This is a genomic window from Sphingomonas epibiotica (genome assembly GCF_039615155.1).
In the GTDB taxonomy this organism is placed as follows: Bacteria; Pseudomonadota; Alphaproteobacteria; order Sphingomonadales; family Sphingomonadaceae; genus Sphingomonas.
The window spans coordinates 1-26237 of record NZ_JBDGHY010000001.1 but is presented as its reverse complement, the minus strand read 5'-3'; the positions used below and the strand labels follow the sequence as shown (position 1 = coordinate 26237).

At 64.8% G+C, this 26237-nt stretch carries 30 protein-coding genes, 1 tRNA gene and 1 pseudogene; 17 read left to right on the top strand and 15 right to left on the bottom strand.

What is annotated here, in order from left to right; all coding sequences use genetic code 11:
* Positions 1–79: 79 nt before the first annotated feature.
* The 4 genes from AAIO73_RS00160 to AAIO73_RS00145 form a co-directional block, all read right to left on the bottom strand.
* Positions 80–559 (bottom strand): glutathione peroxidase, encoded by a 480-nt coding sequence (locus tag AAIO73_RS00160; protein WP_345875482.1) that lies wholly within the window; start codon positions 557–559, stop codon positions 80–82.
* The gene (locus AAIO73_RS00155; RefSeq protein ID WP_345875481.1) at positions 556–1230 is read right to left on the bottom strand and encodes an ABC transporter ATP-binding protein; all 675 of its coding nucleotides are present in this window, start codon (positions 1228–1230) and stop codon (positions 556–558) included. Before AAIO73_RS00155 ends, AAIO73_RS00160 begins: the two co-directional genes overlap by 4 nt.
* On the bottom strand, positions 1223–2473 hold the full coding sequence (locus tag AAIO73_RS00150) for a lipoprotein-releasing ABC transporter permease subunit (RefSeq protein ID WP_345875480.1): 1251 nt from the start codon (positions 2471–2473) through the stop codon (positions 1223–1225). The genes AAIO73_RS00155 and AAIO73_RS00150 overlap by 8 nt, the downstream gene beginning before the upstream one ends.
* Positions 2474–3306: 833 nt before the next feature.
* Complete coding sequence (locus AAIO73_RS00145; protein ID WP_345875479.1) at positions 3307–3501, bottom strand: hypothetical protein; 195 nt, start codon at positions 3499–3501, stop codon at positions 3307–3309.
* Between the two features lie 106 nt (positions 3502–3607).
* Here AAIO73_RS00145 and AAIO73_RS00140 point away from each other — a divergent pair, with 106 nt between their 5' ends.
* Positions 3608–4096: an Hsp20 family protein gene (locus AAIO73_RS00140; protein WP_242117426.1), complete on the top strand. Its 489-nt coding sequence runs from the start codon at positions 3608–3610 to the stop codon at positions 4094–4096.
* A gap of 70 nt (positions 4097–4166) precedes the next feature.
* Here the strand turns inward: AAIO73_RS00140 and AAIO73_RS00135 are convergent, their stop codons facing one another.
* From AAIO73_RS00135 to secG, 3 genes are all read right to left on the bottom strand, one after another.
* Complete coding sequence (locus tag AAIO73_RS00135) at positions 4167–5048, bottom strand: gasdermin (RefSeq protein WP_345875478.1); 882 nt, start codon at positions 5046–5048, stop codon at positions 4167–4169.
* A 91-nt stretch (positions 5049–5139) separates the two neighbouring features.
* Positions 5140–6789, bottom strand: a complete 1650-nt coding sequence (pyrG, locus tag AAIO73_RS00130) for a CTP synthase (protein ID WP_345875477.1) — start codon at positions 6787–6789, stop codon at positions 5140–5142.
* A gap of 94 nt (positions 6790–6883) precedes the next feature.
* On the bottom strand, positions 6884–7243 hold the full coding sequence (gene secG, locus AAIO73_RS00125) for a preprotein translocase subunit SecG (protein ID WP_345875476.1): 360 nt from the start codon (positions 7241–7243) through the stop codon (positions 6884–6886).
* Between the two features lie 223 nt (positions 7244–7466).
* Here secG and AAIO73_RS00120 point away from each other — a divergent pair, with 223 nt between their 5' ends.
* The 8 genes from AAIO73_RS00120 (at position 7467) to eda (ending at position 15512) form a co-directional block, all read left to right on the top strand.
* Positions 7467–7790 carry a MarR family transcriptional regulator gene (locus AAIO73_RS00120; protein WP_056401160.1) on the top strand — a complete coding sequence of 108 codons (324 nt, stop codon included), beginning with the start codon at positions 7467–7469 and terminating at the stop codon, positions 7788–7790.
* Positions 7723–8616: a C40 family peptidase gene (locus tag AAIO73_RS00115; RefSeq protein WP_345875475.1), complete on the top strand. Its 894-nt coding sequence runs from the start codon at positions 7723–7725 to the stop codon at positions 8614–8616. The genes AAIO73_RS00120 and AAIO73_RS00115 overlap by 68 nt, the downstream gene beginning before the upstream one ends.
* Positions 8613–9542: an N-acetyl-gamma-glutamyl-phosphate reductase gene (gene argC, locus AAIO73_RS00110; protein ID WP_345875474.1), complete on the top strand. Its 930-nt coding sequence runs from the start codon at positions 8613–8615 to the stop codon at positions 9540–9542. The genes AAIO73_RS00115 and argC overlap by 4 nt, the downstream gene beginning before the upstream one ends.
* A gap of 125 nt (positions 9543–9667) precedes the next feature.
* Positions 9668–11128 carry a glucose-6-phosphate dehydrogenase gene (zwf, locus tag AAIO73_RS00105; protein WP_345875473.1) on the top strand — a complete coding sequence of 487 codons (1461 nt, stop codon included), beginning with the start codon at positions 9668–9670 and terminating at the stop codon, positions 11126–11128.
* A 164-nt stretch (positions 11129–11292) separates the two neighbouring features.
* Complete coding sequence (pgl, locus tag AAIO73_RS00100; RefSeq protein WP_345875472.1) at positions 11293–11997, top strand: 6-phosphogluconolactonase; 705 nt, start codon at positions 11293–11295, stop codon at positions 11995–11997.
* Complete coding sequence (gene edd, locus AAIO73_RS00095) at positions 11997–13817, top strand: phosphogluconate dehydratase (protein ID WP_345875471.1); 1821 nt, start codon at positions 11997–11999, stop codon at positions 13815–13817. The genes pgl and edd overlap by 1 nt, the downstream gene beginning before the upstream one ends.
* A 121-nt stretch (positions 13818–13938) precedes the next feature.
* The gene (locus tag AAIO73_RS00090) at positions 13939–14907 is read left to right on the top strand and encodes a glucokinase (protein WP_345875470.1); all 969 of its coding nucleotides are present in this window, start codon (positions 13939–13941) and stop codon (positions 14905–14907) included.
* Positions 14904–15512, top strand: a complete 609-nt coding sequence (gene eda, locus AAIO73_RS00085) for a bifunctional 4-hydroxy-2-oxoglutarate aldolase/2-dehydro-3-deoxy-phosphogluconate aldolase (protein WP_345875469.1) — start codon at positions 14904–14906, stop codon at positions 15510–15512. Before AAIO73_RS00090 ends, eda begins: the two co-directional genes overlap by 4 nt.
* 154 nt (positions 15513–15666) lie before the next feature.
* Here the strand turns inward: eda and mltG are convergent, their stop codons facing one another.
* From mltG to fabD, 7 genes are all read right to left on the bottom strand, one after another.
* Positions 15667–16635, bottom strand: a complete 969-nt coding sequence (gene mltG / locus AAIO73_RS00080; RefSeq protein WP_345875468.1) for an endolytic transglycosylase MltG — start codon at positions 16633–16635, stop codon at positions 15667–15669.
* A gap of 4 nt (positions 16636–16639) precedes the next feature.
* The gene (gene fabF / locus AAIO73_RS00075; protein WP_345875467.1) at positions 16640–17896 is read right to left on the bottom strand and encodes a beta-ketoacyl-ACP synthase II; all 1257 of its coding nucleotides are present in this window, start codon (positions 17894–17896) and stop codon (positions 16640–16642) included.
* A 118-nt stretch (positions 17897–18014) separates the two neighbouring features.
* Positions 18015–18251, bottom strand: a complete 237-nt coding sequence (locus AAIO73_RS00070; protein ID WP_055760552.1) for an acyl carrier protein — start codon at positions 18249–18251, stop codon at positions 18015–18017.
* Positions 18252–18331: 80 nt separating this feature from the next.
* On the bottom strand, positions 18332–18841 hold the full coding sequence (locus AAIO73_RS00065) for a hypothetical protein (protein ID WP_345875466.1): 510 nt from the start codon (positions 18839–18841) through the stop codon (positions 18332–18334).
* A complete protein-coding gene (gene fabG / locus AAIO73_RS00060) occupies positions 18838–19575 on the bottom strand; it encodes a 3-oxoacyl-[acyl-carrier-protein] reductase (protein ID WP_345875465.1) in 738 nt (245 codons plus the stop codon). Before fabG ends, AAIO73_RS00065 begins: the two co-directional genes overlap by 4 nt.
* A 15-nt stretch (positions 19576–19590) precedes the next feature.
* Entirely contained in the window at positions 19591–20007 is a 417-nt protein-coding gene (locus tag AAIO73_RS00055; RefSeq protein ID WP_345875464.1) for a GxxExxY protein, read from the bottom strand.
* Positions 20008–20053: 46 nt separating this feature from the next.
* The gene (gene fabD / locus AAIO73_RS00050) at positions 20054–20989 is read right to left on the bottom strand and encodes an ACP S-malonyltransferase (RefSeq protein ID WP_345875463.1); all 936 of its coding nucleotides are present in this window, start codon (positions 20987–20989) and stop codon (positions 20054–20056) included.
* Positions 20990–21157: 168 nt separating this feature from the next.
* On the opposite strand from fabD, the gene AAIO73_RS00045 reads away from it, so the two are divergent.
* From AAIO73_RS00045 to AAIO73_RS00010, 8 genes are all read left to right on the top strand, one after another.
* The gene (locus AAIO73_RS00045; RefSeq protein ID WP_345875462.1) at positions 21158–21535 is read left to right on the top strand and encodes an RcnB family protein; all 378 of its coding nucleotides are present in this window, start codon (positions 21158–21160) and stop codon (positions 21533–21535) included.
* A 149-nt stretch (positions 21536–21684) separates the two neighbouring features.
* A complete protein-coding gene (gene rpsF, locus AAIO73_RS00040; RefSeq protein ID WP_066689152.1) occupies positions 21685–22101 on the top strand; it encodes a 30S ribosomal protein S6 in 417 nt (138 codons plus the stop codon).
* A 12-nt stretch (positions 22102–22113) separates the two neighbouring features.
* Complete coding sequence (rpsR, locus tag AAIO73_RS00035; RefSeq protein ID WP_010543816.1) at positions 22114–22338, top strand: 30S ribosomal protein S18; 225 nt, start codon at positions 22114–22116, stop codon at positions 22336–22338.
* Positions 22339–22350: 12 nt separating this feature from the next.
* On the top strand, positions 22351–22941 hold the full coding sequence (gene rplI, locus AAIO73_RS00030; RefSeq protein WP_345875461.1) for a 50S ribosomal protein L9: 591 nt from the start codon (positions 22351–22353) through the stop codon (positions 22939–22941).
* Positions 22942–23265: 324 nt separating this feature from the next.
* Positions 23266–23340: transfer RNA gene (locus tag AAIO73_RS00025), tRNA-Glu, on the top strand.
* Positions 23341–23418: 78 nt separating this feature from the next.
* On the top strand, positions 23419–25236 hold the full coding sequence (locus tag AAIO73_RS00020) for a DUF6538 domain-containing protein (protein ID WP_345875460.1): 1818 nt from the start codon (positions 23419–23421) through the stop codon (positions 25234–25236).
* Positions 25233–25514, top strand: a complete 282-nt coding sequence (locus AAIO73_RS00015) for a hypothetical protein (RefSeq protein ID WP_345875459.1) — start codon at positions 25233–25235, stop codon at positions 25512–25514. Before AAIO73_RS00020 ends, AAIO73_RS00015 begins: the two co-directional genes overlap by 4 nt.
* Before the next feature lie 175 nt (positions 25515–25689).
* Positions 25690–25980, top strand: a complete 291-nt coding sequence (locus tag AAIO73_RS00010; protein WP_345875458.1) for a helix-turn-helix transcriptional regulator — start codon at positions 25690–25692, stop codon at positions 25978–25980.
* Positions 25981–26137: 157 nt separating this feature from the next.
* On the opposite strand, the pseudogene AAIO73_RS00005 reads toward AAIO73_RS00010, so the two are convergent.
* Positions 26138–26237: pseudogene (locus AAIO73_RS00005) on the bottom strand (integrase catalytic subunit); the annotation flags it as partial.

Genomic DNA, 26237 nt, shown 5'->3' with positions numbered 1-26237 from the left:
CGACCAGTGGGGGAGCGGTTACAAATGCCCCCTCATCAGCCGGGGCATGTCGTGGAGCGGGTGCCGCGAAAGGCGGACATTACCTCAGCGCCGCGACGATCGCCCCTTCAAGGTCCTCCGGCTTGGTGGTCGGCGCGAACCGCTGCACCCGCCCGTCGCGCCCGACCAGGAATTTGGTGAAGTTCCATTTCACCCCCTCGCTGCCCAGCACGCCCGGCGCGGCCTTCTTCAATGCCCGGAACAGCGGCGCGGCCGCTGCGCCGTTCACATCGACCTTGGCGAAGACGGGAAAGCTGACGTCATAGGTCAGCGAACAGAATTGCGCGATCTCCGCCGCATCGCCCGGCTCCTGCCCGCCGAACTGGTTGCACGGAAAGCCAAGCACCGCAAAGCCCTGCGCGCCGAACCTGCGATACAACGCCTCCAGCCCGGCATATTGCGGCGTGAACCCACATTTGGACGCGACGTTGACGATCAGGAGGACCTTGCCGCGATACAAGGCCAGCGTCGAGTCGGCACCGTCGGCGCTCCGCACCGGAAGGTCGTACAGGTCGCTCATGCCAATACGCCGTCATGGAGCCGGACCACCCGGTCCATGCGGTTGGCCAGCCGCTCGTTATGCGTCGCGACCAGCGCAGCCGACCCCTGCCCGCGCACCAGCCGGATGAATTCGGCGAACACCACGTCCGCCGTCGCCTCGTCCAAATTGCCCGTCGGTTCGTCGGCGAGCACCAGTGCCGGGCGATTGGCCAGCGCCCGCGCCACCGCCACCCGCTGCTGTTCACCGCCCGACAACTGGCTCGGGCGATGGTCGAGCCGCTTGCCCAGCCCCAGCGCGGTCAGCAATTCCTCGGCCCGCGCATTCGCCTCCGCCCGCGTCCCGCCGCGTACCAGTTGCGGCAGCACGACATTCTCCAGCGCGTTGAAATCGGGCAGCAGGTGATGGAACTGATAGATGAAGCCCATCCGGTCGCGCCGCACCTCGGTCCGGCGATTGGCACCGGCCTTCGCGACCTGTTCGCCACAGACCAGTATCTCGCCTTCGAAGCCGCCTTCGAGCAGTCCAACCGCCTGCAACAGCGTCGACTTGCCCGATCCTGACGGCCCGAGCAGCGCGACGATCTCGCCCGGCGCGATGATCAGGTCGACACCGCGCAGCACGTCGATCGTTACCGCGCCTTGCGTAAAGCTCCGCTGCAATGCGCGGGTCTGGAGGACCGGTTCAGTCATAACGCAGCACCTGCACGGGATCGGTATTGGCCGCCTTGAACGCCGGATACAGCGTGGCGAGGAACGAGAAGAGCAAGGCGACCAGCGCGATCGTCACCACCTCGACCGGATCGACCTTCGACGGCAATTCGGTGAGATAGCGCATCGTCGGGTCCCAGATGTCGATACCTGTCACCGCGCCGATGCCCTCGACCACCTTCTGCCGGAAGGTCAGGAACACGAAGCCGAGGATCAGCCCCGCCCCCACGCCCAACGCGCCGATCGTCGTACCGACCGTCATGAAAATGCGCAGCAACCCCCCGCGTGTCGCCCCCATCGTGCGCAAGATCGCGATATCGCGCGTCTTGGCCCGGACCAGCATGATCAGCGAGGACAGGATGTTGAACACCGCGATCAGGATGATGATCGACAGCACGGTGAAGGTCACGATGCGGTCGACCGACAGCGCCTGGAACAGTTCGGAATTGAGCTGTCGCCAGTCGGTGATCTGGGCGCTGGCGACGTATTTCTCGCGTAAAGGTGCCAAAATGCGGTCGACATCGTCGGGGTCGGAAGTCTCCAGTTCGATCGATCCGACCGAATCGCCGGTCAGCAGCAATTGCTGCGCATCCTCGATCGGCATGATGACGAACGCCTTGTCGTAATCATATACTCCGACCTCGACGATCGCGGCGATGCGGTACGGTACCTGCCGGATCATCGTGCCGAACGGCGTCGTCGGCCCCTGCGGGCTGATAATCGTGATCTCGCTGCCGACGGTCACGCCCAGCGCCATGGCCAGCCGGCTGCCGATCACGACATTGCCGCTGCCCGGCGTCACCGCGTTCAGCGACCCCTGTTTCACATTGTCGCGGATCGTCGGGTTGTCGCGGATATCCTCGATCCGCATGCCCCGCATCAGGATGAATTCGGAACGTCCGTTATAAGTAGCGAACAGCGGTTGTTCGATCAACGGCGTCGCACTGGTCACGCCCGGCGTTCGCCTAGCTTCCGCCGCGATGCGCCGCCAGTCGGGCAACTGGTTGTTGTATCCCTGGATCAGTGCATGGCCGTTCAGCCCGACGATCTTGTCGAACAGCTCGGCGCGGAAGCCGTTCATCACGCTCATCACGATGACGAGGGCAGCGACACCCAGCATTACCGCGACGAGGCTGATCGATGCGACCAGCGCGATGAACGCCTCGCCCCGTCCGGGCAGGAGATAGCGGCGGGCGATCATCCGCTCGTAACGCGATAGCAGCATAAGGGCGGTCGGTGTCCTCGAACGGGGGCGTTGGTCGGGCTGTAGGTAGGCGCGGGTCCGACTTCAATCCATGCTGTTGCCAAATCGACACATGGTTAGGGAAACCGTAGCAAAGCTGCCGCAAAGCCGGTGACAGAATAGGCGCGGTTCCGTATCGAGAGTGCCACGAAGCGCAGGCAAGCAAGGCCACGGTTCGGGGAGGCCAACCGGCTCCGCCCTGGAAGGGGGGAAGGGGCGTAGAAGCGGTGGCAACCAAGGGGGCTGACGAGCGATCGTCACGCAGGCGGCCGGGCTGGCGACAGTCCGGCCGTTTGCCGTTTTGGGGCCTTGGGTTTCCGGGATGCAGGCCATGACGGGTTTCCGGCCTCCTTTGGCATCCGATCACGCGGTGGATCGTAAGTCACTTGGATCGTTATCTATTGTGGTTACTGCTGGCAGCAGCCGTGCGCCAAAGTTCACAAAGTTCACGCTTGCCGCAGTTCGTCGGGCCGACCGATACGATCGATAGAAGCGGCTAGAGCGGTTTCCGACCAGCTTGAACCACCGTCATCGCCCTACGGGCGACCGCTGACGCGGCGGGGCGATTTCGGCTCGGGGCAGCGTTGCTTCGTCGGTCACGATGCTTCGGCATCGCTCCCTCCTTGCGCCTCGCCGCGAACCAAAATCACCTCCGTGCCGGTGATCCAACCTGATCGGAAACCGCTCTAGAAGTCGATGTGCCGGCCGACCATCGCGCATGATGGCGCGGTCGCTTCTTGTAGGACAGCGGGCGATCCGCAACCTGACAACATTCACTCCATCACACGGGGCTTTGACCGACGCACACCCCATCGTCATTCCCGCGCAGGCGGGCGTCCATGTGCGCCAGGGCCGCCGATCCATCGGAGGCGATAGCGGCTATGGATTCCCGCCTGCGCGGGAATGACGAAGATGCGTTGCAGTCCCTGACTATCAATCACCCTTGTTCCGAGCAATCGGTCGCGGAGCGCCGCAAAAAATTCGCCGAAGATCCGCTTGAAGCTATTCATCTTCGAACCATATCGGTTCGCGAACGGTGCCTTTGTGGCCGTTCACGAACCGGCATCGCTTTGTGGATGCCGCTCGGTTCAACTCGCTTCATTCGGAGGATTTGACATGCGTAGCTTCGACTTCACCCCGTATCGCCGCTCGACCATCGGTTTCGACCGTCTGTTCGACATGCTAGAAAACAACGCGCGCGCGACCACGGGCGAAAATTATCCGCCCTTCAATCTCGAACGCCTCGCCGAGGATCGCTACCGCATCACGCTCGCGATTGCCGGGTTCAAGCGTGAAGAGGTGGACATCACCGCCCAGCAAAACCTGCTCGTCGTCTCGGGCCGCAAGGCCGACCAGACCGACGCACAGAAGAGCGCGGTCCTGCATCTGGGCATCGCCAACCGCAGCTTCGAACGCCGTTTCGAACTGGCCGATTTCATCGTCGTCGAACACGCCGACCTCGCCGATGGCCTGCTGACCATCGACCTGCGTCGCGAGGTTCCCGACGCCATGAAGCCGCGCCGGATTGCGATCGGCGGCACGACCGAACAGCCGGTCATCGCGAACGACGCGACCAAGACCGACGATCCGGCACACGCTGCCTAAACTACGGCGCGCTGCTCCCTTGCGCGCCGTGGGCGGGCGCCCGAACCGGATGGGTTCGGGCGCTCGTTCGTTATTCCAGCTCGCCGCCCTCCGGGGCAGTGAACTTTACGACGTCATCGCTGATTACCGCTTGCTCGACCGAAGACAGCGAATCCGCATCGGCCTCCCTGTCTAGTTGCTCCAGACTGGCGACGTCCGCACCCATGCGGTCCAGACCGGCGATGTCGACCTTGAGATTGAACAGGTTGTCGAGCCCGCCTGCCCCCGCCTGCGCAGGGAAAATCCGCATCTGCCCGCCTTTTTCCAGGATGCGGAACGCCTGAAATGCGAAGGTGACGTCGAGATCGCCGGTAAAGGCGATCGTCCGTTCGCTGGTATCCGACCATTTGGTATCGACCTTCGCACCGACCGCCTTACTGATGACGGGCAGATCAAGGCCGATCGAACGGCCGTACTGGTCTTTCGCTGACACTTCGAAGTTGCGCGAGCGAAGGACACGATTGGCGACATAGAGATGATCGCCAAGGTACCGGCCCGGCACCGAACCCCGGTCGCTGGTACCGGACTGGATATAGTCGTCCAGTTCGGCTTCGCTGACCTCGACCGATGTCACTTCGCCGTACCGGAACGTAACGGTGGACGCCGTGTCGAAACCGCCGCGGAGACCCAGCGTCCCGCCGCCAAGGGCAGCAATCAACCCGCTGAGAATATTGATCGTACCCTTCACCTCCAACTCTTTAACCTCCCTGCCTGAAAGATCGCCTTCAGGGCTTGGGTCTTTCGGGACAGGCGCGGACTTGGTGGGGTTGCGGACGAGATATTCGAGATCCGAGCTCCAGCCTCGATTGCCCTTGTGCTCGTAAACCAGCGACATCACGCCGAACCGCGAGGTCGGTGCGGCAAGGGGATTATACTTCAATTCGCGTAGATGCTGGGCGAATGCGTTTGGCACGACTTTCTCCTGCAAATCCGATCAGGGGATATCCTCATGATCGGTTGCACAGAATAAGGCCGGCTAGCGACGCTCCAATACGTCGTTCGACTTACACCAACCGCGACTGCTTCACCGCCGCCGCGATAAAGCTCGCGAACAGCGGGTGCGGGTTGAACGGCTTGGACTTCAGTTCCGGGTGGAATTGCACGCCAACGAACCATGGATGGTCGGGCCGCTCGACGATCTCGGGCAGCATCCCGTCGGGCGACATGCCCGAAAAGACCAGCCCGCCCGATTCGAGCAGGTCGCGATAGCCGGTGTTGACTTCGTAGCGATGGCGATGCCGTTCGCTGATCGTCGTGCCGCCATAGATCGACGCTACCACCGAATTGCCGGTCAGCGTCGCCTCGTAGGCGCCCAGCCGCATCGTACCGCCCAAATCGCCGTCCGATTCGCGCTTCTGGATGCCCTCGGGGCTCATCCATTCGGTGATCATGCCGACCACCGGTTCCTCGGTCGGGCCAAATTCGGTCGACGACGCATCCGGAATGCCGCCGGTCGTGCGCACGCCCTCGATACAGGCCATTTGCATCCCGAAGCAGATGCCGAAATAGGGCACCTTGCGCTCGCGCGCGAAGCGGACGCTGGCGATCTTACCCTCGGCACCGCGCTCGCCGAACGCGCCGGGGACGAGGATCGCGTGGCACGGCTCGAGTTCGGCGGCGACCAGATCGTGATCGCCTTCGAACAATTCCGCATCGATCCAGCGGATATTGACCTTCACCCGGTTGGCGATCCCGCCATGAACCAGCGCCTCGTTCAGCGACTTGTACGCATCCTGCAGCCCGACATATTTGCCGACCACGCCGATGGTGACTTCGCCTTCGGGGTTCTGGAGCCGGTCCATGATGTCGCTCCAGCGCGACAGGTCCGGATTGCCTTCCGGTTCGATGCCGAAGGCGCGCAGCACTTCGGCGTCCAGCCCTTCGGCATGATATTGCTCGGGCACCGCATAGATGCTCGGCGCGTCGAGCGCGGGGATGACCGCGCCCGCCGGCACGTTGCAAAACAGCGCGATCTTCGCGCGTTCGCTCGCCGGCAGCGGCTTTTCGCAGCGGCACACCAGCACGTCGGGCTGCACGCCCAGCGCCGCCAGTTCGCGCACCGAATGCTGGGTCGGCTTCGTCTTCAGTTCGCCCGCGGCCGCGATGTACGGCACCAGCGTGACGTGAATGCTGATCGAGCGGCCACGGCCCAGTTCGTTCTTGAGCTGGCGGATCGCCTCGATGAACGGCAGCGATTCGATGTCGCCGACCGTGCCGCCAATCTCGCACAGCACGAAATCGAGGTCCTGCCCGTCGTCATCGACGGTATCGGCCTGCGCGAACGCCTTGATCGCGTCGGTGACGTGGGGGACGACCTGCACCGTCGCGCCCAGATAATCGCCGCGCCGTTCGCGCTGGATGATCGTCTGATAGATACGGCCGGACGTTACGTTGTCCGACTGGTGCGCCGCGACGCCGGTGAAGCGTTCGTAATGGCCGAGATCAAGGTCAGTCTCCGCCCCGTCGTCGGTCACATAGACTTCGCCATGCTGATAGGGCGACATCGTGCCCGGATCGACGTTCAGATAGGGATCGAACTTGCGGATGCGGACCTTGTAGCCGCGCGCCTGCAAGAGTGCTGCGAGAGAGGCCGCCATGAGCCCCTTGCCGAGCGACGAAACCACGCCGCCGGTGATGAAGATATACCGCGCCATGGGAGATATCGCCTAGCGTCGAACGCCATCGCCGCCAAGCGCGGGATTGCTCCCACGCCCGCGAAATACGACGGACCGGTTGATGAAAGTGGGTTTAGCGGGCCAGCGGGACCGCGCCGTTGTCGGCACCCGTCAGATTGCCGATCGGATCGGCGGCCGGATTGACCGGCGCGCTGGCGGCGGGCGGCGGAGTCGTCGGCCGCGCCAGCGAGGTATCGATCGAGTTCGCCCCCCGATTCGCCGCGATCACCGCCAGCGCGATGCTCATCGCGATGAACAGCCCGGCGAGGATCGCGGTCGCCCGCGTCAGGAAATCGGCCGCTCCCCGCGCCGACATCAGCCCCGACGGGCTACCGCCGGTGGTCAGCCCGCCGCCTTCCGACTTCTGCATGAGGATCACCGTCACGAGCAGCGCGGCGATGATCGCATGGACGACGAGCAGGAAGGTGAACATGGTCGGGGAACATTTCCGAAAGAAAGGAGTGCGAGTTCGAAGCGCGGCACATAGGCGAGGCTGCCGCGCCAATCAACCGAGCGCCACCGATCAATCCGTAACATTATCGTATCGACCGGGAAACCAAGCGCGCAATTGCGACGTTCATCTTTCGACCCCGCCTCACGGCCTGTATCGACGTTAGGTTGCTGCGATGTTCCCCACGATCCCCTTGAAAAAATGGATGGACGGCCTGGTCGACTATGTACGCTCGGGCGAGCCGGACCTGACCAATCGCCAGATGGCGCTGATGATGATCGTCTATCTGCAACCCGGCCCTCATACCGTCCGCGGCTTAGCGCGTGCGCTGAACGTATCGAAGCCGGTCGTAACGCGCGCCTTGAATCGTTTGGGTACGCTCGGCTATCTCCGCCGCCAACGCGACGATGCCGACAAGCGCAACATCTTCGTCGCGCAGACCAGCGAAGGGGCCAATTTTCTTGCAGAGTTCGGGCAGTTCATGGGCGGCGACGGCGTCGGCGACTTCCAACGACGCGCCAGCGCGTAACCGCTTTGCCCTGAGCGGACGGTCGGTCGCGCTCGATTCCCGGATCGACGCGGTCCGTCGCGATCTGGCCGATATTCGCCTCGCCGACCGGGTGTTCGCGCCGCATTATGCCGTTCCCGCCCGTCGCAGCGTCGGTCTTACGACGGCGATCCTCGATGCGCCCGAGGGCATCGTCGTGTCGCAGGCGCTTGCCGGCGAACCGTTCGATGTGCTGGAATTCACCTCGACCCATGGCTGGGGCCGCTCGCCGATCGACGGCAGCGTCGGCTTCGTGCCGCGTGATATGTTGGTCGAGGCATATGACGCGACGCATGTCGTCGTGGCTGCCGAAGCGGTTCTGCATGCCGATCGGTCGCTCGACCGCCCCCTGCCCCTGTCGCTGCCGATGGGCTGCCGCGTCGCGGCGGTGCCGGCGAATGACGAATGGGCGGAGATCGACGGCGGGTATGTCCTGCGCGCGACGCTCCTGCCGCTCAGCGACGATCCCGGCGATCCGCTCGTCTACGCGACCCGGTTGCAGGGCGTGCCGACCGTCCCCGGAGGCCGGTCCGCCGAGGGTGTCGATGCCGCCGGTCTGATCTTTCTCGCCTTGTCACTGGCCGGGTCGCCCCCGCCCCGTTTCCTCGACCTGCAGGCCGAGACGATCGGCACGCCGCTGGTCGTCGGCGATCCGCTGCGACGCGGCGATTTGATCTACTTTAACGACCATGTCGCAATGCTGGTCGATAGCGATACCGCCATCCATGCCGACGACGTCGTGCGGTGCGAACCCGTCGCCGCGCTCGACCGGTTCGGCCCCATTCGCGCCCGGAGGCGCCCCGCATGACCGTTCGCGTGTTTATCGACGGTGCCGCCGGCACCACCGGACTCGAAATCGCCGACCGGCTGTCGGGCCGGACCGAGATCGACTTCATCACCCTTGACGATGCCCGGCGCAAGGACGCGACGGCACGGCGCGAGGCGCTGAACGATGCCGATTTCGTCATCCTCTGCCTGCCCGACGACGCGGCTCGCGAAGCGGTGTCGCTGATCGACAACGACCGGACCCGCGTGATCGACGCCTCGACCGCGCACCGCGTCGCTGATGGCTGGACCTATGGCATGGCCGAACTAGAGCCGGCGCAGCCCGGCGCGATCGCGACGGCGATGCGGGTGTCGAACCCCGGCTGCTATCCGACCGGCTTCCTCGCGCTGGTCCGGCCGCTGGTCCGCGCCGGGTTGATCCCGCACGAATGGCCGGTCAGCGTCAACGCCGTCTCGGGCTATTCGGGCGGCGGCAAGGCGATGATCGCCGCGTTCGAGAATGGCGAGACCGATACAGCGTGGCTCGGCTACGGCCTGTCGCTCGCGCACAAGCATGTGCCGGAAATGCAGCGCCACGCTCGCCTCGCCCATCCGCCGCTGTTCCAGCCTTCGGTCGCCCGCGCCTATCGGGGCATGGTGGTCGAGGTGCCGTTGCCGCTGTTCGCCTTTCACCGCCGCCCCAGCCTGTCGGCGATCGAACAGACGCTGCGCGAGGCCTATCGCGAATCGCCGGTGGTGCGCGTACTCGACGGCGACGACAGCGCGATCCCGATCGAAGCCGATGCCGGTACCGACCGCCTGTCGCTGCGCGTGTTCGGCAATATGGAGACGGGTCAGGCGCGACTGGTCGCGACGCTCGACAATCTGGGCAAGGGCGCGGCCGGAGCGGCGGTGCAGAATTTCAACCTGATGGCCGGGTTCGACCAGACGGCGGGACTGACGCTATAAGAACGGCCGGTTTGTAATATTCTGATAATCCTGCAATCGTTCGCATCACATACCTATGCTGCCTTCGCGTTTGCGAAATAGGCTGCTAGGAGCGCGCACGACCGAGTTTGAAGATAGGAGCACGCATGACGAGGCAAGCGGTAGCGAAGCTGCTGTTGTTCGGCGCGACCGGGGATTTGTCGCAACGGATGCTGCTCCCCTCGCTCTACGGCCTCCATGCCGATGGTCTGCTGCCCGAGGGGCTGACGATCACCGGCACCGCGCGGCACGAGCATGACGACGAAGGGTTCCGCGCGTTCGCCAAACACGCGCTCGACCAGTTCCTGCCCGACGATCGCAAGGACGAGGTCGCGATCGACGGCTTCCTCGCGCTGCTTCATTACCAGCCGCTCGACGCGTCGAACGTCGAAGGCTTTGCCGACCTCGCCACGAAGCTTGGCGACATTTCGGGCGGCCTCGCCATCTTCCTGTCGACCGCGCCGTGGCTGTTCGGCCCGACCATCACCGGGTTGAAGAGCGCCGGCCTCGCCGGTCCGAACGTCCGCATTAGCCTCGAGAAGCCGCTCGGCAAGGACCTCGAATCGAGCCGCGAGATCAACGACCTCGTCGCGGCCGCCTTTCCCGAGGAGCGGACCTTCCGCATCGACCATTATCTGGGCAAGGAAACCGTCCAGAACATCCTCGCGCTGCGGTTCGGCAATGCGATGTTCGAACCGGTGTGGAATGCGCGCGGCATCGACCATGTCCAGATCACGATTTCGGAAACGGTCGGGCTCGAAGGACGCGCCGGCTATTATGACGAGGTCGGCGCGCTGCGCGACATGGTGCAGAACCACGTCCTGCAATTGATGGCGTTGATCGCGATGGAGCCGCCCGCCAAGTTCGACGGCACCTCGATCCGCGACGAGAAGGTCAAGGTGCTGCGTTCGCTCCGTCCGATCGGCCCGGCCGAGGTCAATAGCCACACCGTCACCGGTCAGTACGACGCCGGCGCGGTCAAGGGCGAGATCGTCCGCGGCTATGACGAGGAACTGGGCAAGGATTCGGACACCGAAACCTTCGTCGCGGTGAAGGCGCATATCGACAATTGGCGTTGGCAGGGCGTGCCCTTCTATCTGCGCACCGGCAAGCGGATGCAGGATCGCCATTCGGAAATCTCGATCCAGTTCAAGCCGGTACCGCATTCGATCTTCGCCGATCGCGGCGGGCGGTTGCAGCCCAATACGCTGGTCATCCGCCTGCAGCCCGAGGAATATGTCCGCCTGCTGGTCATGGCCAAGGAACCGGGCCTCGACCGCGACGGCGTGCGCCTGCGCGAAGTGCCGCTCGACCTGTCGCTGACCACCGCCTTTGCCGGCACCCGGCGCCGCATCGCCTATGAGCGGTTGCTGCTCGACCTGATCGAGGGCGATCCGACGCTGTTCGTCCGCCGCGATGAGGTCGAGGCGCAATGGCAATGGATCGACGCGATCCGCGACGGGTGGAAGGCGAATGCGACCAGTCCCAAGGGCTATCCCTCAGGTAGCTGGGGACCGAATGCCAGCGTCGCGCTGACCGAACGCGACGGGGTGACGTGGAACGAGTGAGCTTTCGCGGACCCAAGACCCCTTCCTGCCCGTTCGTGCTGAGTAGGGACTGAGCGCAGTCGAACGCCCGTATCGAAGCACCGGCCACCGCCCTTCGATACGCCATTTCGACAAGCTCAATGGCTACTCAGGGCGAACGGCAGCTACGTAATTTTGGAGTGAACATGACCGAGATCGAATGGTGGGAATATGACGAGCCCGCCGAATTCGCCGAAGCACTGGCCGGCGATATCCAGTTCATCATCGAATCGGCGATCGATGCGCGCGGTGCGGCGGTGATCGCGCTGGCGGGCGGTCGCACCCCCGCCCCGATCTATGAGCGACTGATCAAGGCCAAGCTCGACTGGAAGCGGGTGACGATCGTCCCGACCGACGACCGCATCGTCCCGATGGGCGACGCGATGTCGAACGTCACCGGCCTCGCCAAGGTGTTCCTGCCCAAGGGCGCGCGGGTGATCCCGCTGACCGCCGAAAAGGCGGCGGACTATAAGGCCGCGGGCCGCGCCGCCGACGCGCGGTTGCAGGATCTGCACTGGCCGCTCGACCTGTGCTTGCTCGGCATGGGGGCCGATGGCCATACCGCGTCGATCTTTCCCGGCCCCGATCTGGCCGAGGCGCTGACCGGTCCCAAGGAGCGCCGCGCGCTGGGCGTCATGCCCGACCCGCTGCCGCCCGAGGCACCCGTTGCCCGCGTGACGCTCAGCCATGCCGCGATCGCTTCGGCGCGCGCGCTGATGATCGCCATCACCGGGGACGAAAAGAAATCGGTGCTTGAACGCGCTGTCGATCAGGGCGCATCCTCCACCTATCCGATCGGCCGCGTGCTGGCCGAAGTCGAACTTCCCGTCGATATCCACTGGAGCCGCTGATGGCCCTCAACGCCACGATCGCCGCCGTTACCGACCGCATCATCGAAGCGTCGCGCGACAAACGTGCCGCCTATCTCGCGCTGATCGATCGGGAGCGCGAAAGTGGCGTCGATCGGCCGATGCTCGGCTGTGCGAACCTCGCCCATGCCTATGCCGGCACCGACGAGGATCGCGATGCGATGCGGCCGGCCAACCGCATGAACATCGGCATCGTCACCGCCTATAACGACATGCTGTCGGCGCATGCGACCTATTACCGCTATCCCGAACAGATGAAGATCTGGGCGCGCGAGGCGGGCGTGACGGCGCAGGTTGCGGGCGGCGTGCCGGCAATGTGCGATGGTGTGACGCAGGGCTTTCCGGGCATGGAATTGTCGCTGTTCAGCCGCGACACCATCGCATTGTCGACGGCGGTATCGTTGAGCCACGGCACGTTCGAGGGCGCGGCGCTGCTCGGCATCTGCGACAAGATCGTGCCGGGGCTGCTGATGGGCGCGCTGCGCTTCGGCCATCTGCCGATGGTGCTGATCCCCGGCGGCCCGATGCGGTCGGGCATCCCCAACAAGCAGAAGGCGGCGGTTCGCGAAGCCTATGCCGAGGGTAAGGTCGGGCGCGAGGAACTGCTCGACGCCGAGATCGCCGCCTATCATGGCAAGGGTACCTGCACCTTCTATGGCACCGCAAATTCGAACCAGATGATGATGGAGGCGATGGGGCTGCACGTTCCCGACGCCGCCTTCGCCAATCCGGGGACGAAGCTGCGCCAGGAACTGACCCGCCATGCGGTCCATCGGCTGGCGGAGATCGGCTGGGACGGTGACGATTACCGTCCGATCGGCCGCGTGGTCGATGAGAAGGCGATCGTGAATGCGGCGATCGTGCTGCTCGCTACCGGCGGTTCGACCAACCACCTGATCCACCTGCCCGCCATCGCGCGTTCGGCCGGGATCATCATCGACTGGGAGGATTTCAACCGGTTGAGCCAGGCCGTGCCGCTGCTGACGCGCGTCTATCCGAACGGATCGGCCGATGTGAACGGGTTCGAGGATGCCGGCGGTCCGTCGTTCGTCATTCGCGAATTGCTGAACGGCGGTTTGATGCACGGCGACGTGATGACGATCGCGAAGGACGGCATGGCCGCCTATGGCCGCAAGTCGACGATCGAGAACGACCAGCTCGTCTGGAAGGAACATGGCCCGGTCAGCGGCGACGACACCATCGTTCGCACCGTCGCCAATCCGTTCAACGAAGAGGGCGGCTTCCGCATCCTGCAGGGCAATATCGGCCGGGCCTGCATCAAGGTGTCGGCAGTCGATCGCGATCGCTGGGTGATTGAGGCGCCCTGCCGCGTCTTCAGCGATCAGGCGTCGGTGCAGGCGGCGTTCAAGGCCGGCGAGCTCGACCGCGACGTCGTCGTCGTGGTTCGCCACCAGGGGCCGCGCGCCAACGGCATGCCTGAACTCCACAAGCTGACCCCGCCGCTCGGCGTGCTTCAAAATCGCGGCTACCGTGTCGCGCTGGTCACCGATGGCCGCATGTCGGGTGCGTCGGGCAAGGTTCCGGCGGCGATCCATCTGTCGCCGGAAGCACTGGGCGGCGGTCCGATCGGCAAGCTGCGTGATGGGGACATCGTCCGGCTCGATGCCGATGCGAATACGCTTGAGGCGTTGGTCCCGGCGGACGAATGGGCGGCGCGCGAACACGCGCCGGTACCGCCAGAGGCCGATGGCACCGGTCGCGAGATTTTCGCGATGATGCGGCAGGGGGCGAGCGAGGCCGAAGCCGGAGCATCGGCGATGCTGGCAGCGGCGGGGCTGTAATCGCCTAACGAATGCAATCGTACCCCCGCGCAGGCGGGGGTCCAGAGGTACAAGCGTCGACCTACGTAACTCTGGATCCCCGCCTTCGCGGAGATACGCAAAAGGGGTAAAGGGAGAGGTCATGGAAGTCGTTGCGGTAGATATCGGCGGCACGCACGCCCGCTTCGCGATCGCCGAGGTCGAGGACGGTCGCGTCGTCCATCTGGGCGAGCCGATCACGCAGAAGGTCGCCGAACATGGCAGCCTGCAGCTCGCCTGGCGTGCGTTCGAACGTGATCTCGGTCGCCCGCTGCCCAAGGCGGCCAGCCTCGCGGTCGCTTCGCCGGTCAACGACACGCTCATCAAATTCACCAACAATCCGTGGATCATCCGTCCGCCGCTGATGCAGGAACGGCTGGGCGTCGAAACCTGGACGATCATCAACGATTTCGGAGCGGTGGGCCATGCCGTGGCACAGGTCGCCGAAGCGGACTTCATCCACCTGTGCGGTCCCGAAGGTCCGTTGCCGACACGGGGCGTGACGACGATCTGCGGCCCCGGCACCGGTCTCGGCGTCGCGCAGTTGTTGCGGACCGAGGAACGATATCACGTCCTCGAAACCGAAGGCGGGCATCAGGATTTCGCGCCGCTCGACGGGATCGAGGACGCGCTGCTCAAGCGGCTGCGCAAGGCGCATGGTCGCGGCTCCAACGAACGCGCCTGTGCCGGCCCGTCGATCGTCGCGTGGTACGAGACGCTGGCCGAGATCGAGGGCGCGCCGATGCCGCATGGCGACGACAAGGCGATCTGGGCGGCGGCGCTCGACGGCACCGACAGCATCGCTGTCGCCGCGCTCGATCGTTTCTGCCTGACGCTCGGCGCGGTCGCGGGCGACCTCGCGCTGGCGCAGGGGGCGAAGGCGGTGGTGATCGCCGGCGGCCTCGGCCTGCGGCTCAAGGATCACCTGCTTGAGTCGGGCTTCGGTACGCGCTTCACTGCGAAGGGCCGCTTTCAGCAGCTGATGGCGGGCGTCTCCGTCAAGCTTATCACCCATCCCCAGCCCGGCCTGTTCGGGGCCGCCGCCGCCTTTGCGCAGGAGCACGCACGATGACCGTCACCATCGCCGATATCATGCAGACCAGCCCGGTCATCCCGGTCCTGGTCATTCACGACGCTGCCGAGGCGCGGCCGATGGCCGAGGCGCTGGTCAAGGGCGGCCTGCGCGTGCTCGAAGTGACGCTGCGCACCCCCGCCGCGCTCGAAGCGATCGCCGAGATGAAGAAGGTCGACGGCGCGATCGTCGGTGCCGGCACCGTCGTCAACGCGCAGCAGTTCAAGGAAGCGATGGACGCCGGGTCGGAGTTCATCGTCTCGCCCGGCCTGACCGAAACGATCGCACGGCCGATCATCGACAGCCGCGTACCGTTCCTTCCTGGCATCGCCAATGCCGGCGACATCATGCGCGGCCTCGATCTCGGTCTGACGCATTTCAAATTCTTCCCGGCTGAAGCATCGGGCGGGCTGAAGGCGCTGAAGGCGCTGGCGGCGCCCTTCTATCAGGCAAAATTTTGCCCGACCGGTGGTATTACCGAAGCGACCGCGCCCGAATGGCTGGCGTTCGATCCGGTACTGTGCGTCGGCGGCAGCTGGATCGTCGGCGCGACCCATGCCGAGACCGAGACGCGGGCGCACGCAGCGGCGGGTTTGAAGGGCTGAACGAAAACTCCTCCCCGCTCCGCGGGAGGGGGACCATGCGCAGCATGGTGGAGGGGGGTGTCCGCAATCACTGCCGTTGCGTGTGCCGCCATCCCCCTCCACCATCCTTCGGATGGTTCCCCTCCCCGCGGAGCGGGGAGGATTTAACGGGGACTTACATCTCGCCTCTTGCGCGGCGGATTTCGTACCACTTCTTCACATTGGCGTTATGCTCGGCCAGCGTGTCGGCAAACACATGCCCACCGCTGCCGTCCGCGACGAAATACAGCGCCTTCGTCTCCGCCGGATCGAGCACCGCGTCGATCGACGCGCGCCCCGGATTGGCGATCGGCCCGATCGGCAGGCCGGCCGAGGCATAGGTGTTGTAGCCGTTCTTCGACTGCAACTCCGAACGGCGGATGCGCCGGCCAAGCGGCTTGCCCTTGGTGATCGGATAGATGACGGTCGGATCGGCCTGTAACCGCATGCCGACCCGTAGCCGGTTCGAGTAGACGGCAGCGACCATCCGTCGTTCGGACGGCTTGCCGGTTTCCTTCTCGACGATCGAGGCGAGAATGATCGCCTCACGCGGCGACTTCACCACCGTCGTCGGCTTGCGCTTCTTCCACGCCTCGGCAAGGTAGCGATCCATCGCACCCTGCATCCACTCGACCAGAGCGGCGCGGTCGCCGTCACGCTCATAGCTATAGCTGTCGGGGAGGATGCTACCCTCGGCCGGCAGCGGAGCGGTCCCGGCCATCTGCGGCGCCTTCGCCACCGCTTCCTGCACCAGCACCGACGGCCAGCCTTCGGGCACCATCACAAAGCGTTGCAGCGTCTTGCCACCCTGCAACAGCTTCAACACGTCCGCCTGGCTCAATCCCTTCGGGATGCGATACTCGCCGGCACGGATCGGTTCGTCGCTGCCGAGGAAGCGGGCGAGCAGGCGGAAACGACCGGCCGACCGGATCGCACCCGCCTCCTCCAGCTTCTCCGCCGCCGAGGCGAGGCTGGCGCCCTGCGGCACGGTCACCGTCAGCGTCCGCTCCGCCGGACCGGCCCCGCCCCAGCTCTGGATGACGAGGAACAACGCGCCGATGGCGAGCAGTCCGACGACCAAGCCGACGCAACCGATCCGGCGCATGGGATCAGATCGCCTTCATCACCAGCGAGGCGTTGGTGCCGCCAAAGCCGAACGAATTGTTCAGCACCGCGCGCACCTGCCGCTTCTTGGCGACATGCGGCACCAGATCGACGCCTTCGGTGCCCTCGTCCGGATTGTCGAGGTTCAGCGTCGGCGGAACGATCTGGTCGCGTAGCGCGAGGATGCAGAAGATGCTCTCCACCGCCCCCGCGCCACCCAGCAGATGGCCGATCGCCGACTTGGTGCTCGACATCGATGCACCGGACAGGTCGTCGCCGAACACGCGCTTGGCCGCAGCCAGTTCGATCGTGTCCGCCATGGTCGAGGTACCGTGGGCGTTGATATAGTCGATGTCCGACGGCTCCATGCCGGCCTTGCGCAGCGCCATGCGCATCGCGTTCTCCGCGCCCTTGCCCTCCGGGTGCGGCGCGGTGACGTGATAGGCATCGCCTGACAGGCCATAGCCGACGACCTCGGCATAGATTTTCGCGCCGCGCGCCTTGGCGTGCTCATATTCCTCGAGCACGACGACGCCCGCACCCTCGCCCATCACGAAGCCGTCGCGATCCTTGTCATAGGGGCGGCTCGCCTCGGTCGGGCGATCGTTCATGCTCATGTTGAGGGCGCGCGCCTGCGCAAAGCCGGCAACACCCAGCGGGTTCACCGTGCTTTCCGCACCGCCCGCCAGCATGATGTCGGCATCGTCGTCGCGGATCATCCGCGCCGCGTCGCCGATCGAATGCGCGCCGGTCGAGCAGGCGGTGACGACCGCATGGTTCGGTCCCATCAGGCCATATTTGATCGACACCTGGCCGCTGATGAGGTTGATCAGCCGGCCATGGACGAAATGCGGGCTGACCCGTCCCGGACCACGTTCGTGCAGATTGACCGATTCGATCTCGATACCCGGCAGACCGCCGATCCCCGATCCGATCGAGACACCGGCACGCAGCTTCGTCGCTTCGTCCATATCGGTCAGGCCGGCGTCTTCGAGCGCCTGTCCGGCGGCGTCGATGCCATAGACGATGAACGGATCGACCTGCCGCTGAATCTTGTGATCGACGCGCTTGTTCGGATCGAAGCCATATTCGTGGTCGGCCGGCTTCACCTCGCACGCGATCCGGCATTTCTGGTTCGACGCATCGAAATGCGTGATCGGCCCCGCGCCCGACTTGCCGGCGATCAGGTTCTTCCACGCGGTTTCCACCTCGGCACCCAGCGGGGTCACGAGGCCGAGGCCGGTCACGACTACGCGGCGCATGGCATTACTCTCCGTTCAGATACTTAACGAACGACCCCCCGCCCATGGCTTTTCGCCGGGACGGGGGGCCGCGATGGTCTCGGCAGATGGCGGGACGCGACAGCGCGCCCCCGCCGGATCAGCCCTTATGCTCGTCGATATAGGTGATCGCGTCCTTGACGGTCGTGATCTTCTCGGCGGCATCGTCGGGGATTTCGACGCCGAATTCTTCCTCGAACGCCATCACCAGCTCGACGATGTCGAGGCTGTCGGCGCCCAGATCATCGATGAAGCTCGCGTCTTCGGTAACCTTTTCCGCTTCGACGCCGAGATGCTCGACGACGATCTTCTTCACGCGTTCGGCAGTCTCGCTCATATTCATTCCCTCTTCACGTCCGGGGTGTATCGTACCTGAACGCCCCTAAAGCGCGTCCGGCCTCGGCGCAAGTCCGCCGCTCAAGCCTTTGCAGCGAACAGGCGGGCCAGCGTCGCGGCGTTATACGCATAGCCGCCCATCAACCGCTGCACCCGCGTATCGCCCTTTTGCGCGCCCGCCAGGGTCATCATGCCGCTCATGAAGGCATCAACCTGCGCCGTCTGCTTGCGCGCCAGAAAGGCGTTCAATACGGCAGGCGGCGTCTGGCTCAACCGGCCATTGACCGCGATCGGATCGACACCCTTGGCGGTCAGCCCCGACGCCAGCGCCTCGACCGCGATGCTGGTGACGACGATCTCGCCCGCGCGGGCATCGGCCTTGCCGGTACCGGGCTGGCAGGCGGCGGCATGGGCGCGCGCCTTCCGGACCAGCGCCTCGGTCGCGGGCGCCGGCTTCTTGCCCTCCAGCACGCCGACGATCATGCCCTGTTGCAAGCGGGCCATATCGGCCTTGGGCATCTTGGTCGCGACGCAGCGTACGACGTTCGCATCGCCTGTCGCCAGCATCGCCGCCATCAGCACTACGCTCATATCATCGCCATCCCGCCATTCACATGGATCGTCTGGCCGGTGACATAGCCGGCCTCGCGACTGGCGAGATAGGCGACCGCCGCGGCGACGTCACCGCCCGTGCCCAACGCCCCGGCCGGAATCTTGCCCAGCAGGGCGGTTTTCTGCGCCTCGGGCAGCACATCGGTCATCGCCGACGCCATGAAGCCCGGCGCGACGCAGTTGACGGTGATGCCGCGGCTGGCGAGTTCGGCGGCCATCGCCTTCGACATGCCGACAAGGCCCGCCTTCGACGCGGCATAGTTCGCCTGCCCCGGATTACCGGTCTGGCCGACGACCGAGGTGATCGAGACGATGCGACCGAAGCGCGCCTTCATCATCGGCTTGGCAGCGGCGCGGCACAGGCGGAACGCCGCCTCGAGGTTGACGCGGATCACCTGGTCCCATTCGTCGTCCTTCATCCGCATCGCCAGATTGTCGCGGGTGACGCCGGCATTGTTGACGAGGATGTCGAGCTTGCCGAGCGCGGCCACCGCCTGCGGCACCAGCCCGTCGACCGCCGCACCGTCGGACAGGTCGCACACGAGCGGCACATGGTCGCCGCCCAGTTCGGTGGCGAACGCCTCCAGCTTGGCGGCATTGGAGCCGGACAGCGCAAGCCGCGCACCCTGTGCGGCGAGGCCCCTGGCAATCGCGGAACCGAGCCCGCCGCTGGCGCCGGTTACGAGGGCGGTCATTCCCGTGAGGTCGAACATCTTATCTTCCCTTGATTATATTTCGCGCAAAGGCGCAAAGGAGGCAGAGGGGTCATAGCTGTTGACCAACCGCCGCACCCCTTCCTTCAGCGTCTCTCCGCCAAAGTTGATCAGCAGACCGACTGGCTGCTTCGTCAGCCGCAGATACGTCAGAAGCTGCTTCGCATGAACCCGGGAGAGTTGCTCCGTCGATTTCATCTCCACGATGAACTGTCCATCGATCAGGAGGTCCAGCCGGAACGCGGCATCAAAGTGCGTCCCTTCAAATTCGAAATCGACCGGATATTGCCGTTGCACGTCATAACCGCGTTCACGGAGCTTCGCTGCAAGCACCGTCTCGTACACGCTTTCCAATAGTCCCGGACCAAGCTGACGGTGGATGCGGATGGCCAGATCAATGACATCGCGACTGATCCGGTCAACATCCGACATCCACAGTCCCTTTGCATCCTTTGCGCCTTTGCGCGCTACACCGTTCTTACAACCGCCCCACGAGCGCCTCGATATCGGCCATCGTCACCACGCTAGTTGCGGTCGCGTCCGGGGCGATGCGCTTGACCATCGCGCCCAGCACCTTGCCGCCCAGTTCGACGAAGTCGCCGACACCGGCATCCTGCATCGCCAGCACCGATTCCCTCCAGCGCACCATGCCGGTCACCTGTTCGACCAGCAGCGTGCGGATCGCTTCCGGATCGGCGGCCGGCGCGGCGGTGACATTGGCATAGACCGGCACGACCGGCGAAGACAGAGCGACATCGGCCAGCGCCGCCGCCATCGCATCGGCCGCCGGCTGCATCATCGGGCAATGGAACGGCGCCGACACCGGCAGCACGACCGCGCGCTTGATGCCCATTTCCTTCGCCAGCGGCACGGCACGGTCGATCGCCGCCTTCGCGCCCGAGATGACGACCTGCGACGGATCATTGTCGTTGGCGACGGTACAGACATCGCCTTCGGCCGCCGCCTCGGCCAGTGCCTGCGCCTTGGCGAGGTCGGCACCGAGCAGCGCCGCCATGGCGCCCTCGCCCACCGGGACCGCCGCCTGCATCGCCTGTCCGCGCAGCTTGAGCAGCCGGGCCGTGGTCGACAGGTCGAGCGCGCCGGCGGCGCATAGCGCGGTATATTCCCCCAGCGAATGACCCGCGACGAAATCCGCCTTGTCGGCGAGCCGGATGCCGCCTTCGCGCTCCAGCACGCGCAGCGTCGCGATGGCATTGGCCATGATCGCAGGCTGCGCATTTTCGGTCAGCAGCAGGTCCGCATCGGGACCATCGGCCATCAGACGGAAGAGATGCTGGCCCAGCGCCTCGTCGACTTCCTGGAATACCTCGCGGGCATGGGGGCTGGCGGCGGCAAGCGCGGCGCCCATGCCGACCGACTGGCTCCCCTGCCCCGGAAAGATGAATGCGCGCATCGCCGACGTCTCCTGCAAATCCAAGCCGGGCGGGGTAGTCGCATGGCCAAGCTGAACGCAAGGGGGCGCATGGCGACATGCTGCGACCATTTCGCCGCGCGGCTGACAAACGCCTGTTACAGCCGATCGCCATCTTGGCTCCAGCAACCGATCACAAGGAGATCACAGATGAAGAAGCTGATCCTCGCCGCGATGACCGCCTCGCTGCTCGCGACCCCGATGACTGCGTCGGCGCAGAGCCGTACCGTCATCAAGGAGAAGCCGGGCCGGACCGTCGTCGTCCAGAAGGACGGGCGGGGCCAGAAGGTCACCAGGACCGTCGTCCGCCAGCAGCAGGCCGGCAACGCCCGGTGGCAGCGCGGACAGAAGTTCGATCGCAACCGCGCCGCCAATTACCGCGTCGTCGACTATCGCAACTATCGCCAGCGCGGCGTCTATGCGCCCCCGCGCGGCTATCAGTGGGTGCGGTCGGGAAATGATGCGGTGCTGGTGTCGATCGCCAGCGGCCTGATCGGCGCGGTCATCGGCGGCGCGATCTTCAACTGACCTTGCTTTTGCGCCCGATTCGGGTAAGGGGAGCGCATCCGGGGTGGCGGGCATGTCCTGCCGCCCCGGACTGCATTTGAAGACGACAGCCGGAGGGGCGTTCGCGATTGGCGCGGCGTCAGCGATCGGCCAACAGACGAGAAAGACACATGGCTCTCTACGAGCACGTGTTCCTTGCGCGCCAGGATCTGGCACAGGCGCAGGTGGACGCGCTGGCGGAAACCGCCACCAAGATCGTTCAGGACATGAACGGCAAGGTCGTCAAGACCGAGACCTGGGGCCTGCGCAGCCTCGCCTATCGCATCGCGAAGAACCGCAAGGCGCATTACGTCATGCTCGAGATCGACGCGCCGGGCGACGTCGTGGCCGAGCTGGAGCGCCAGACGCAGATCAACGAAGACGTGATCCGCTTCATGACCGTCAAGGTTGACGCGCATGAGGAAGGTCCCACCGTGATGATGCGCAAGAGCGAGCGTTCGGAGCGTGGTGACCGTCGTGGTGGCCGTGACCGTGACGACCGTGGTCCGCGCCGTGAGCGCGAGCCGTCGGCCGAAGTCGAAGCGTAAGGAGCAGCACCCATGGCACGTCCGTTTTTCCGCCGCCGCAAGAGCTGCCCCTTCTCCGCCAAGGACGCTCCCCGGATCGACTATAAGGATGTTCGTCTGCTGCAGGGCTTCGTGTCCGAACGCGGCAAGATCGTCCCGTCGCGCATCACCTCGGTGAGCGCCAAGAAGCAGCGCGAACTGGCCCAGGCCATCAAGCGCGCCCGCCATCTGGGCCTGCTGCCCTACATCGTTAAGTAAGGAGCGCCCGACATGGACGTCATTCTGCTGGAACGCGTCGAGAAGCTCGGCGCCATCGGCGACGTGGTGAAGGTAAAGGACGGCTTTGCCCGTAACTTCCTGCTGCCGCGCAAGAAGGCGCTGCGCGCCAACGAAGCCAACAAGAAGGTGTTCGAGGCGAACCGCGAGCGGATCGTCGCCGAGAACGCCGCCCGTCGCACCGACGCCGAAGCCGAAGCCAAGACGCTGGAAGGCGTTTCGGTCACGCTGATCCGTCAGTCGTCGAACACCGGCCAGCTCTATGGTTCGGTCGCGGTTCGCGATCTGGTCGAGGCGCTCGTCGCCGACGGCCACAAGGTCGACAAGTCGCAGATCGTGCTCGACCGCCCGATCAAGGCGATCGGCCTGTACGACGTGAAGGTTGCGCTGCACCCGGAAGTCACCACGATCGTCAAGGTGAACGTCGCCCGTTCGCCGGAAGAAGCCGAGATGCAGGCGCAGGGCGTCGACGTCATGGCCTCGATGTTCGAGCGTGACGATGCCGGCTTCACCGAAGACTATGATCCAAACGCCGAACCGGGCGAGATCGCCCGCGACGACGCGACGGAAGAAGCGCAGGGCTGATCCCCTCGCCTCGACGAACAGACAAAGGCCGCCGGAGCGATCCGGCGGCCTTTTGTTTTTGGTGGTCATGGCGAAACCGGAATAACGCGCCGAATGTCACGGACAAGCGACGCATGTCCCGATGACGGCGGCAAGCGGGATCAGCGACAGGATCAGTGGAACGGCCTTGGCCATGACGAATGCCTTTATGCAAAGGGTTTGTCGCTTCAATCCCGCAGCCGGCAAAAGGTTTCGCAGCGATGAACGACCGGCCCGCCGCGAAACGTCCGCCGAGCGGCTTGACGCGGCCGGACGCGCGGCGTAGGAGCGCCCCTCCCCGCAAGCGGCCCCTTCGTCTAGCGGTTAGGACGTCGCCCTCTCACGGCGAAAACACGAGTTCGATTCTCGTAGGGGTCACCAGGTTCGCTTAGAACCGCAAAAACCCAGGATTTACGCCAGCTTCACCGTTCGCAAGTATAGCGAAGAGGTATAGAACGCATGGTGCAGATGATCACGCCCTGGAAACACCCGCAGACCGGCATCTACTATCTCTACAAGGAGCTGCCGCCGCACCTGCGCGTCGAGATGGGGAAGCGTCAGGTCCGCCGGTCGCTGAAGACCCGCGACCCGGCGGAGGCGAAGCGGCTCTTCGTCCTCGCACATGCCGATCTTGAACATGAGATGGCCGCCGCCGAAGCGCGCATTGCCGAGCGGAAGGTTTCCGACGAGATTTCGCCGGAGCGTGCCAATGCGATCGTCGACGAATTCATCCGCAGCAGACGGCCGCAGCATGGATGGGGTCGTTGGCCGACGCTGGGGCTCGTCTATTGGCTCGAGGAGGCAGCCCGTTCCATTCTTCGCGTCGAGTTTCCGGGCGCGACGATGCCGATGGACGACAGTCCGGAGCAGCTGATCAAGAAGCGTGGCCAGCCGCTCCCTGGCGACGGCTGGCTGACGATCGTTAAGCAGACGCCCCCATCGGAGTGGCTGAAGGCCAGCCGGACGATCCTCGATGAAGTCGGTGATCAGGATCCGGCCGTCGCGCGGATCCCCGCCAACGATCTCCTCATCATGCAGGCGTGGAACGCACGCGTGCGCGAAGACAACGATCGACTGCATTCCGACGTCGACGCGCCCCGGCGCCTGACAGCGAAGCCGCGCCTGCGACCCGACTTGCGCTTTCGAGAACTGCTGAAGCTGTGGAAGGACGAGAAGGATCCGCGACCGCAGTCCTACGTGGAAGTCGACCGCTCCACCGAGGATCTTATCGACTATGTCGGGGACATCCCAGTCGAGGCATTTACCTCGGACATGCTGATGGACTACCGCGACGAGGCAAGAAAGTTGCCGGCGACGATGCCACGCGCCGATCGCTCGCTGCCGTTCAGCGAACGCCTCGCCCGACACGAGGGCAGCGACACGCCCCGCGTCAGTCCGCCGACGCTGAAGAAGCGCGTCGGTTCGATCCAGGCGCTGCTGGGCTTCGCCCATCAGCAGCGATGGATCTCGCAGAATGTCGGCACGGGCGTACGGATCACCGGCTACAGTCGCGTCGCGCGCGGCCGACGCAGCTTCATGCCTGGGGAACTGGCCCAGCTATTCTCGTCCGATCTCTTTCTGAGGCCGGACAAGCTGCTCCATCGACGGACGAGTGTAAGCGACGTGACGATGTATTGGCTCTTCCTGCTCGGACTGACCTCCGGGGCACGTCTCGAGGAGGTAGGCCAGGCACGTGTCCAGGACGTCAGGCTCGACGGCGAGATCATGTACATCGATATCGACGACATGATGGATGCGACAACGCACAACGATCTTCCCGACAAGAGCGTCAAGACGACGGGATCGCGCCGGATCATACCGATCCATGAACACGTTCTGAAGCTTGGTTTTGGAAAATACGTCGGGGCGCTTCGTAAGGCTCGAAGCGAACTGCTGTTCCCCGACCTGCGACCGAGCACCTTCGGCAAGCTCACCAAGGAGGCAAGCCGCCGGCTCAATCGGTACATCAACGCCGTCGTCAGTACCGATCAGCGTCTCGTCTTCCACTCCCTGCGCCACCGCTTCAAGGACGAAGGACGCAGCGCCGACGTCCAGGAACGGGTTCTCGATCAGCTCTGCGGCCATGTTCCCGCCACGGTCGGAGGACGGTATGGGGAAGGCGCCGACCTTCCAGCGCTGAAGCGCAGCCTCGACCGGCTCCAATTCGATTCCGTCGACTGGCGGCAGCTCGAGAACGCCGCAGCCATCGTGGTTTGGCCGACGATAGTCGAGAAGATTATCGCTCGATCAGGAACAGCAAGCAGGAGGTCCGCATGACGTCCTGCGATGGCGACCGCTTCAGCGTTTACCTCGTGTTCGCCGAACCGGGCGGGATCTTCATTCAAGCGGCAAGCAGTCTGGCCGGCGCTGGAGCGGCTCTGATCGCGCACGCGGCGCAGATGTTTCAGACGACTGAATTGTTGATGTCCGATGGCTCGCCCTTCGAGCTCGATACGGTCGCAGCCATGCTGCCGATGGACGGCTGCGTGTGGATTCTGTCGGCTTCGAGTGACAAACCCATCGGGTCCATCGAGCGACGCTTCCTTGCACCCTGACGCCGTCCAAGCGTTCCAGAACACTACCGACAACGTCGCAACCACGTAGAAGCGGCGGATCAGCATACCGGAAAGGACGCCAGGCGGGCGCCTGCTGGCGGAACGAAACAGGATTGGATACACTGTCGTCGGTGCAACCGGTCGCATTACCGCACTAGGACCAGGAACGAACAGCATGATGGACTACAGCCTCCCTGCTCCGGAAAGCGTGGTCGAAATCGGTCATCGCGCAAAGCGCCTTCGAGAACTGCTCGGAATGACCCTCGAGCAAGTCGCTGCTCGAGCATTCGTCGCGAGGGAGGAAGTACTGGCGCTGGAGTCGGGAGGAGGCGTCCGGCTCGATGCGGCGCTTGCGATCCATGACGTGCTGAGCGTCAACGGTGTCGGCGCCAACCTGTTCACTCGGCCCAGACTGCGCAGTATCGACGAAGTCGAGGCGTTCGAGCACCGGAGGCTTAGACGGTGAGGGAGTGGAAAAACACCGGCCGCGTCGGGATCGGCATCGCCTTCCGAGACGGCGAAGCCGCATGCAAGTTGGGCGAGGCGGCAATCGCCGAGCGGCGTGTATACCTGCAGTTCGACGACGTGAGCAGCCCCCATCGGGTGGTCCGGGTTATTAGTTGGTGCATTGTCGTCTCCGCCGCCATTGCCGGTCGTAGGTGGAGCGAAGCGGAACCGGAGGCCGGCAATGGCGGTGTCACCGCTTCGGGGGCCGGCGGGCGG

Excerpts from the sequence above, each read along its gene's own strand:
- AAIO73_RS00160 (WP_345875482.1), bottom strand. The coding sequence starts at position 559 with ATGAGCGACCTGTACGACCTTCCGGTGCGGAGCGCCGACGGTGCCGAC.
- AAIO73_RS00155 (WP_345875481.1), bottom strand. The coding sequence starts at position 1,230 with ATGACTGAACCGGTCCTCCAGACCCGCGCATTGCAGCGGAGCTTTACG.
- AAIO73_RS00150 (WP_345875480.1), bottom strand. The coding sequence starts at position 2,473 with ATGCTGCTATCGCGTTACGAGCGGATGATCGCCCGCCGCTATCTCCTG.
- AAIO73_RS00145 (WP_345875479.1), bottom strand. The coding sequence starts at position 3,501 with ATGAATAGCTTCAAGCGGATCTTCGGCGAATTTTTTGCGGCGCTCCGC.
- AAIO73_RS00140 (WP_242117426.1), top strand. The coding sequence starts at position 3,608 with ATGCGTAGCTTCGACTTCACCCCGTATCGCCGCTCGACCATCGGTTTC.
- pyrG (WP_345875477.1), bottom strand. The coding sequence starts at position 6,789 with ATGGCGCGGTATATCTTCATCACCGGCGGCGTGGTTTCGTCGCTCGGC.
- secG (WP_345875476.1), bottom strand. The coding sequence starts at position 7,243 with ATGTTCACCTTCCTGCTCGTCGTCCATGCGATCATCGCCGCGCTGCTC.
- AAIO73_RS00120 (WP_056401160.1), top strand. The coding sequence starts at position 7,467 with ATGGACGGCCTGGTCGACTATGTACGCTCGGGCGAGCCGGACCTGACC.
- argC (WP_345875474.1), top strand. The coding sequence starts at position 8,613 with ATGACCGTTCGCGTGTTTATCGACGGTGCCGCCGGCACCACCGGACTC.
- zwf (WP_345875473.1), top strand. The coding sequence starts at position 9,668 with ATGACGAGGCAAGCGGTAGCGAAGCTGCTGTTGTTCGGCGCGACCGGG.
- pgl (WP_345875472.1), top strand. The coding sequence starts at position 11,293 with ATGACCGAGATCGAATGGTGGGAATATGACGAGCCCGCCGAATTCGCC.
- edd (WP_345875471.1), top strand. The coding sequence starts at position 11,997 with ATGGCCCTCAACGCCACGATCGCCGCCGTTACCGACCGCATCATCGAA.
- AAIO73_RS00090 (WP_345875470.1), top strand. The coding sequence starts at position 13,939 with ATGGAAGTCGTTGCGGTAGATATCGGCGGCACGCACGCCCGCTTCGCG.
- eda (WP_345875469.1), top strand. The coding sequence starts at position 14,904 with ATGACCGTCACCATCGCCGATATCATGCAGACCAGCCCGGTCATCCCG.
- mltG (WP_345875468.1), bottom strand. The coding sequence starts at position 16,635 with ATGCGCCGGATCGGTTGCGTCGGCTTGGTCGTCGGACTGCTCGCCATC.
- fabF (WP_345875467.1), bottom strand. The coding sequence starts at position 17,896 with ATGCGCCGCGTAGTCGTGACCGGCCTCGGCCTCGTGACCCCGCTGGGT.
- AAIO73_RS00070 (WP_055760552.1), bottom strand. The coding sequence starts at position 18,251 with ATGAGCGAGACTGCCGAACGCGTGAAGAAGATCGTCGTCGAGCATCTC.
- AAIO73_RS00065 (WP_345875466.1), bottom strand. The coding sequence starts at position 18,841 with ATGAGCGTAGTGCTGATGGCGGCGATGCTGGCGACAGGCGATGCGAAC.
- fabG (WP_345875465.1), bottom strand. The coding sequence starts at position 19,575 with ATGTTCGACCTCACGGGAATGACCGCCCTCGTAACCGGCGCCAGCGGC.
- AAIO73_RS00055 (WP_345875464.1), bottom strand. The coding sequence starts at position 20,007 with ATGTCGGATGTTGACCGGATCAGTCGCGATGTCATTGATCTGGCCATC.
- fabD (WP_345875463.1), bottom strand. The coding sequence starts at position 20,989 with ATGCGCGCATTCATCTTTCCGGGGCAGGGGAGCCAGTCGGTCGGCATG.
- AAIO73_RS00045 (WP_345875462.1), top strand. The coding sequence starts at position 21,158 with ATGAAGAAGCTGATCCTCGCCGCGATGACCGCCTCGCTGCTCGCGACC.
- rpsF (WP_066689152.1), top strand. The coding sequence starts at position 21,685 with ATGGCTCTCTACGAGCACGTGTTCCTTGCGCGCCAGGATCTGGCACAG.
- rpsR (WP_010543816.1), top strand. The coding sequence starts at position 22,114 with ATGGCACGTCCGTTTTTCCGCCGCCGCAAGAGCTGCCCCTTCTCCGCC.
- rplI (WP_345875461.1), top strand. The coding sequence starts at position 22,351 with ATGGACGTCATTCTGCTGGAACGCGTCGAGAAGCTCGGCGCCATCGGC.
- AAIO73_RS00020 (WP_345875460.1), top strand. The coding sequence starts at position 23,419 with ATGGTGCAGATGATCACGCCCTGGAAACACCCGCAGACCGGCATCTAC.
- AAIO73_RS00015 (WP_345875459.1), top strand. The coding sequence starts at position 25,233 with ATGACGTCCTGCGATGGCGACCGCTTCAGCGTTTACCTCGTGTTCGCC.
- AAIO73_RS00010 (WP_345875458.1), top strand. The coding sequence starts at position 25,690 with ATGATGGACTACAGCCTCCCTGCTCCGGAAAGCGTGGTCGAAATCGGT.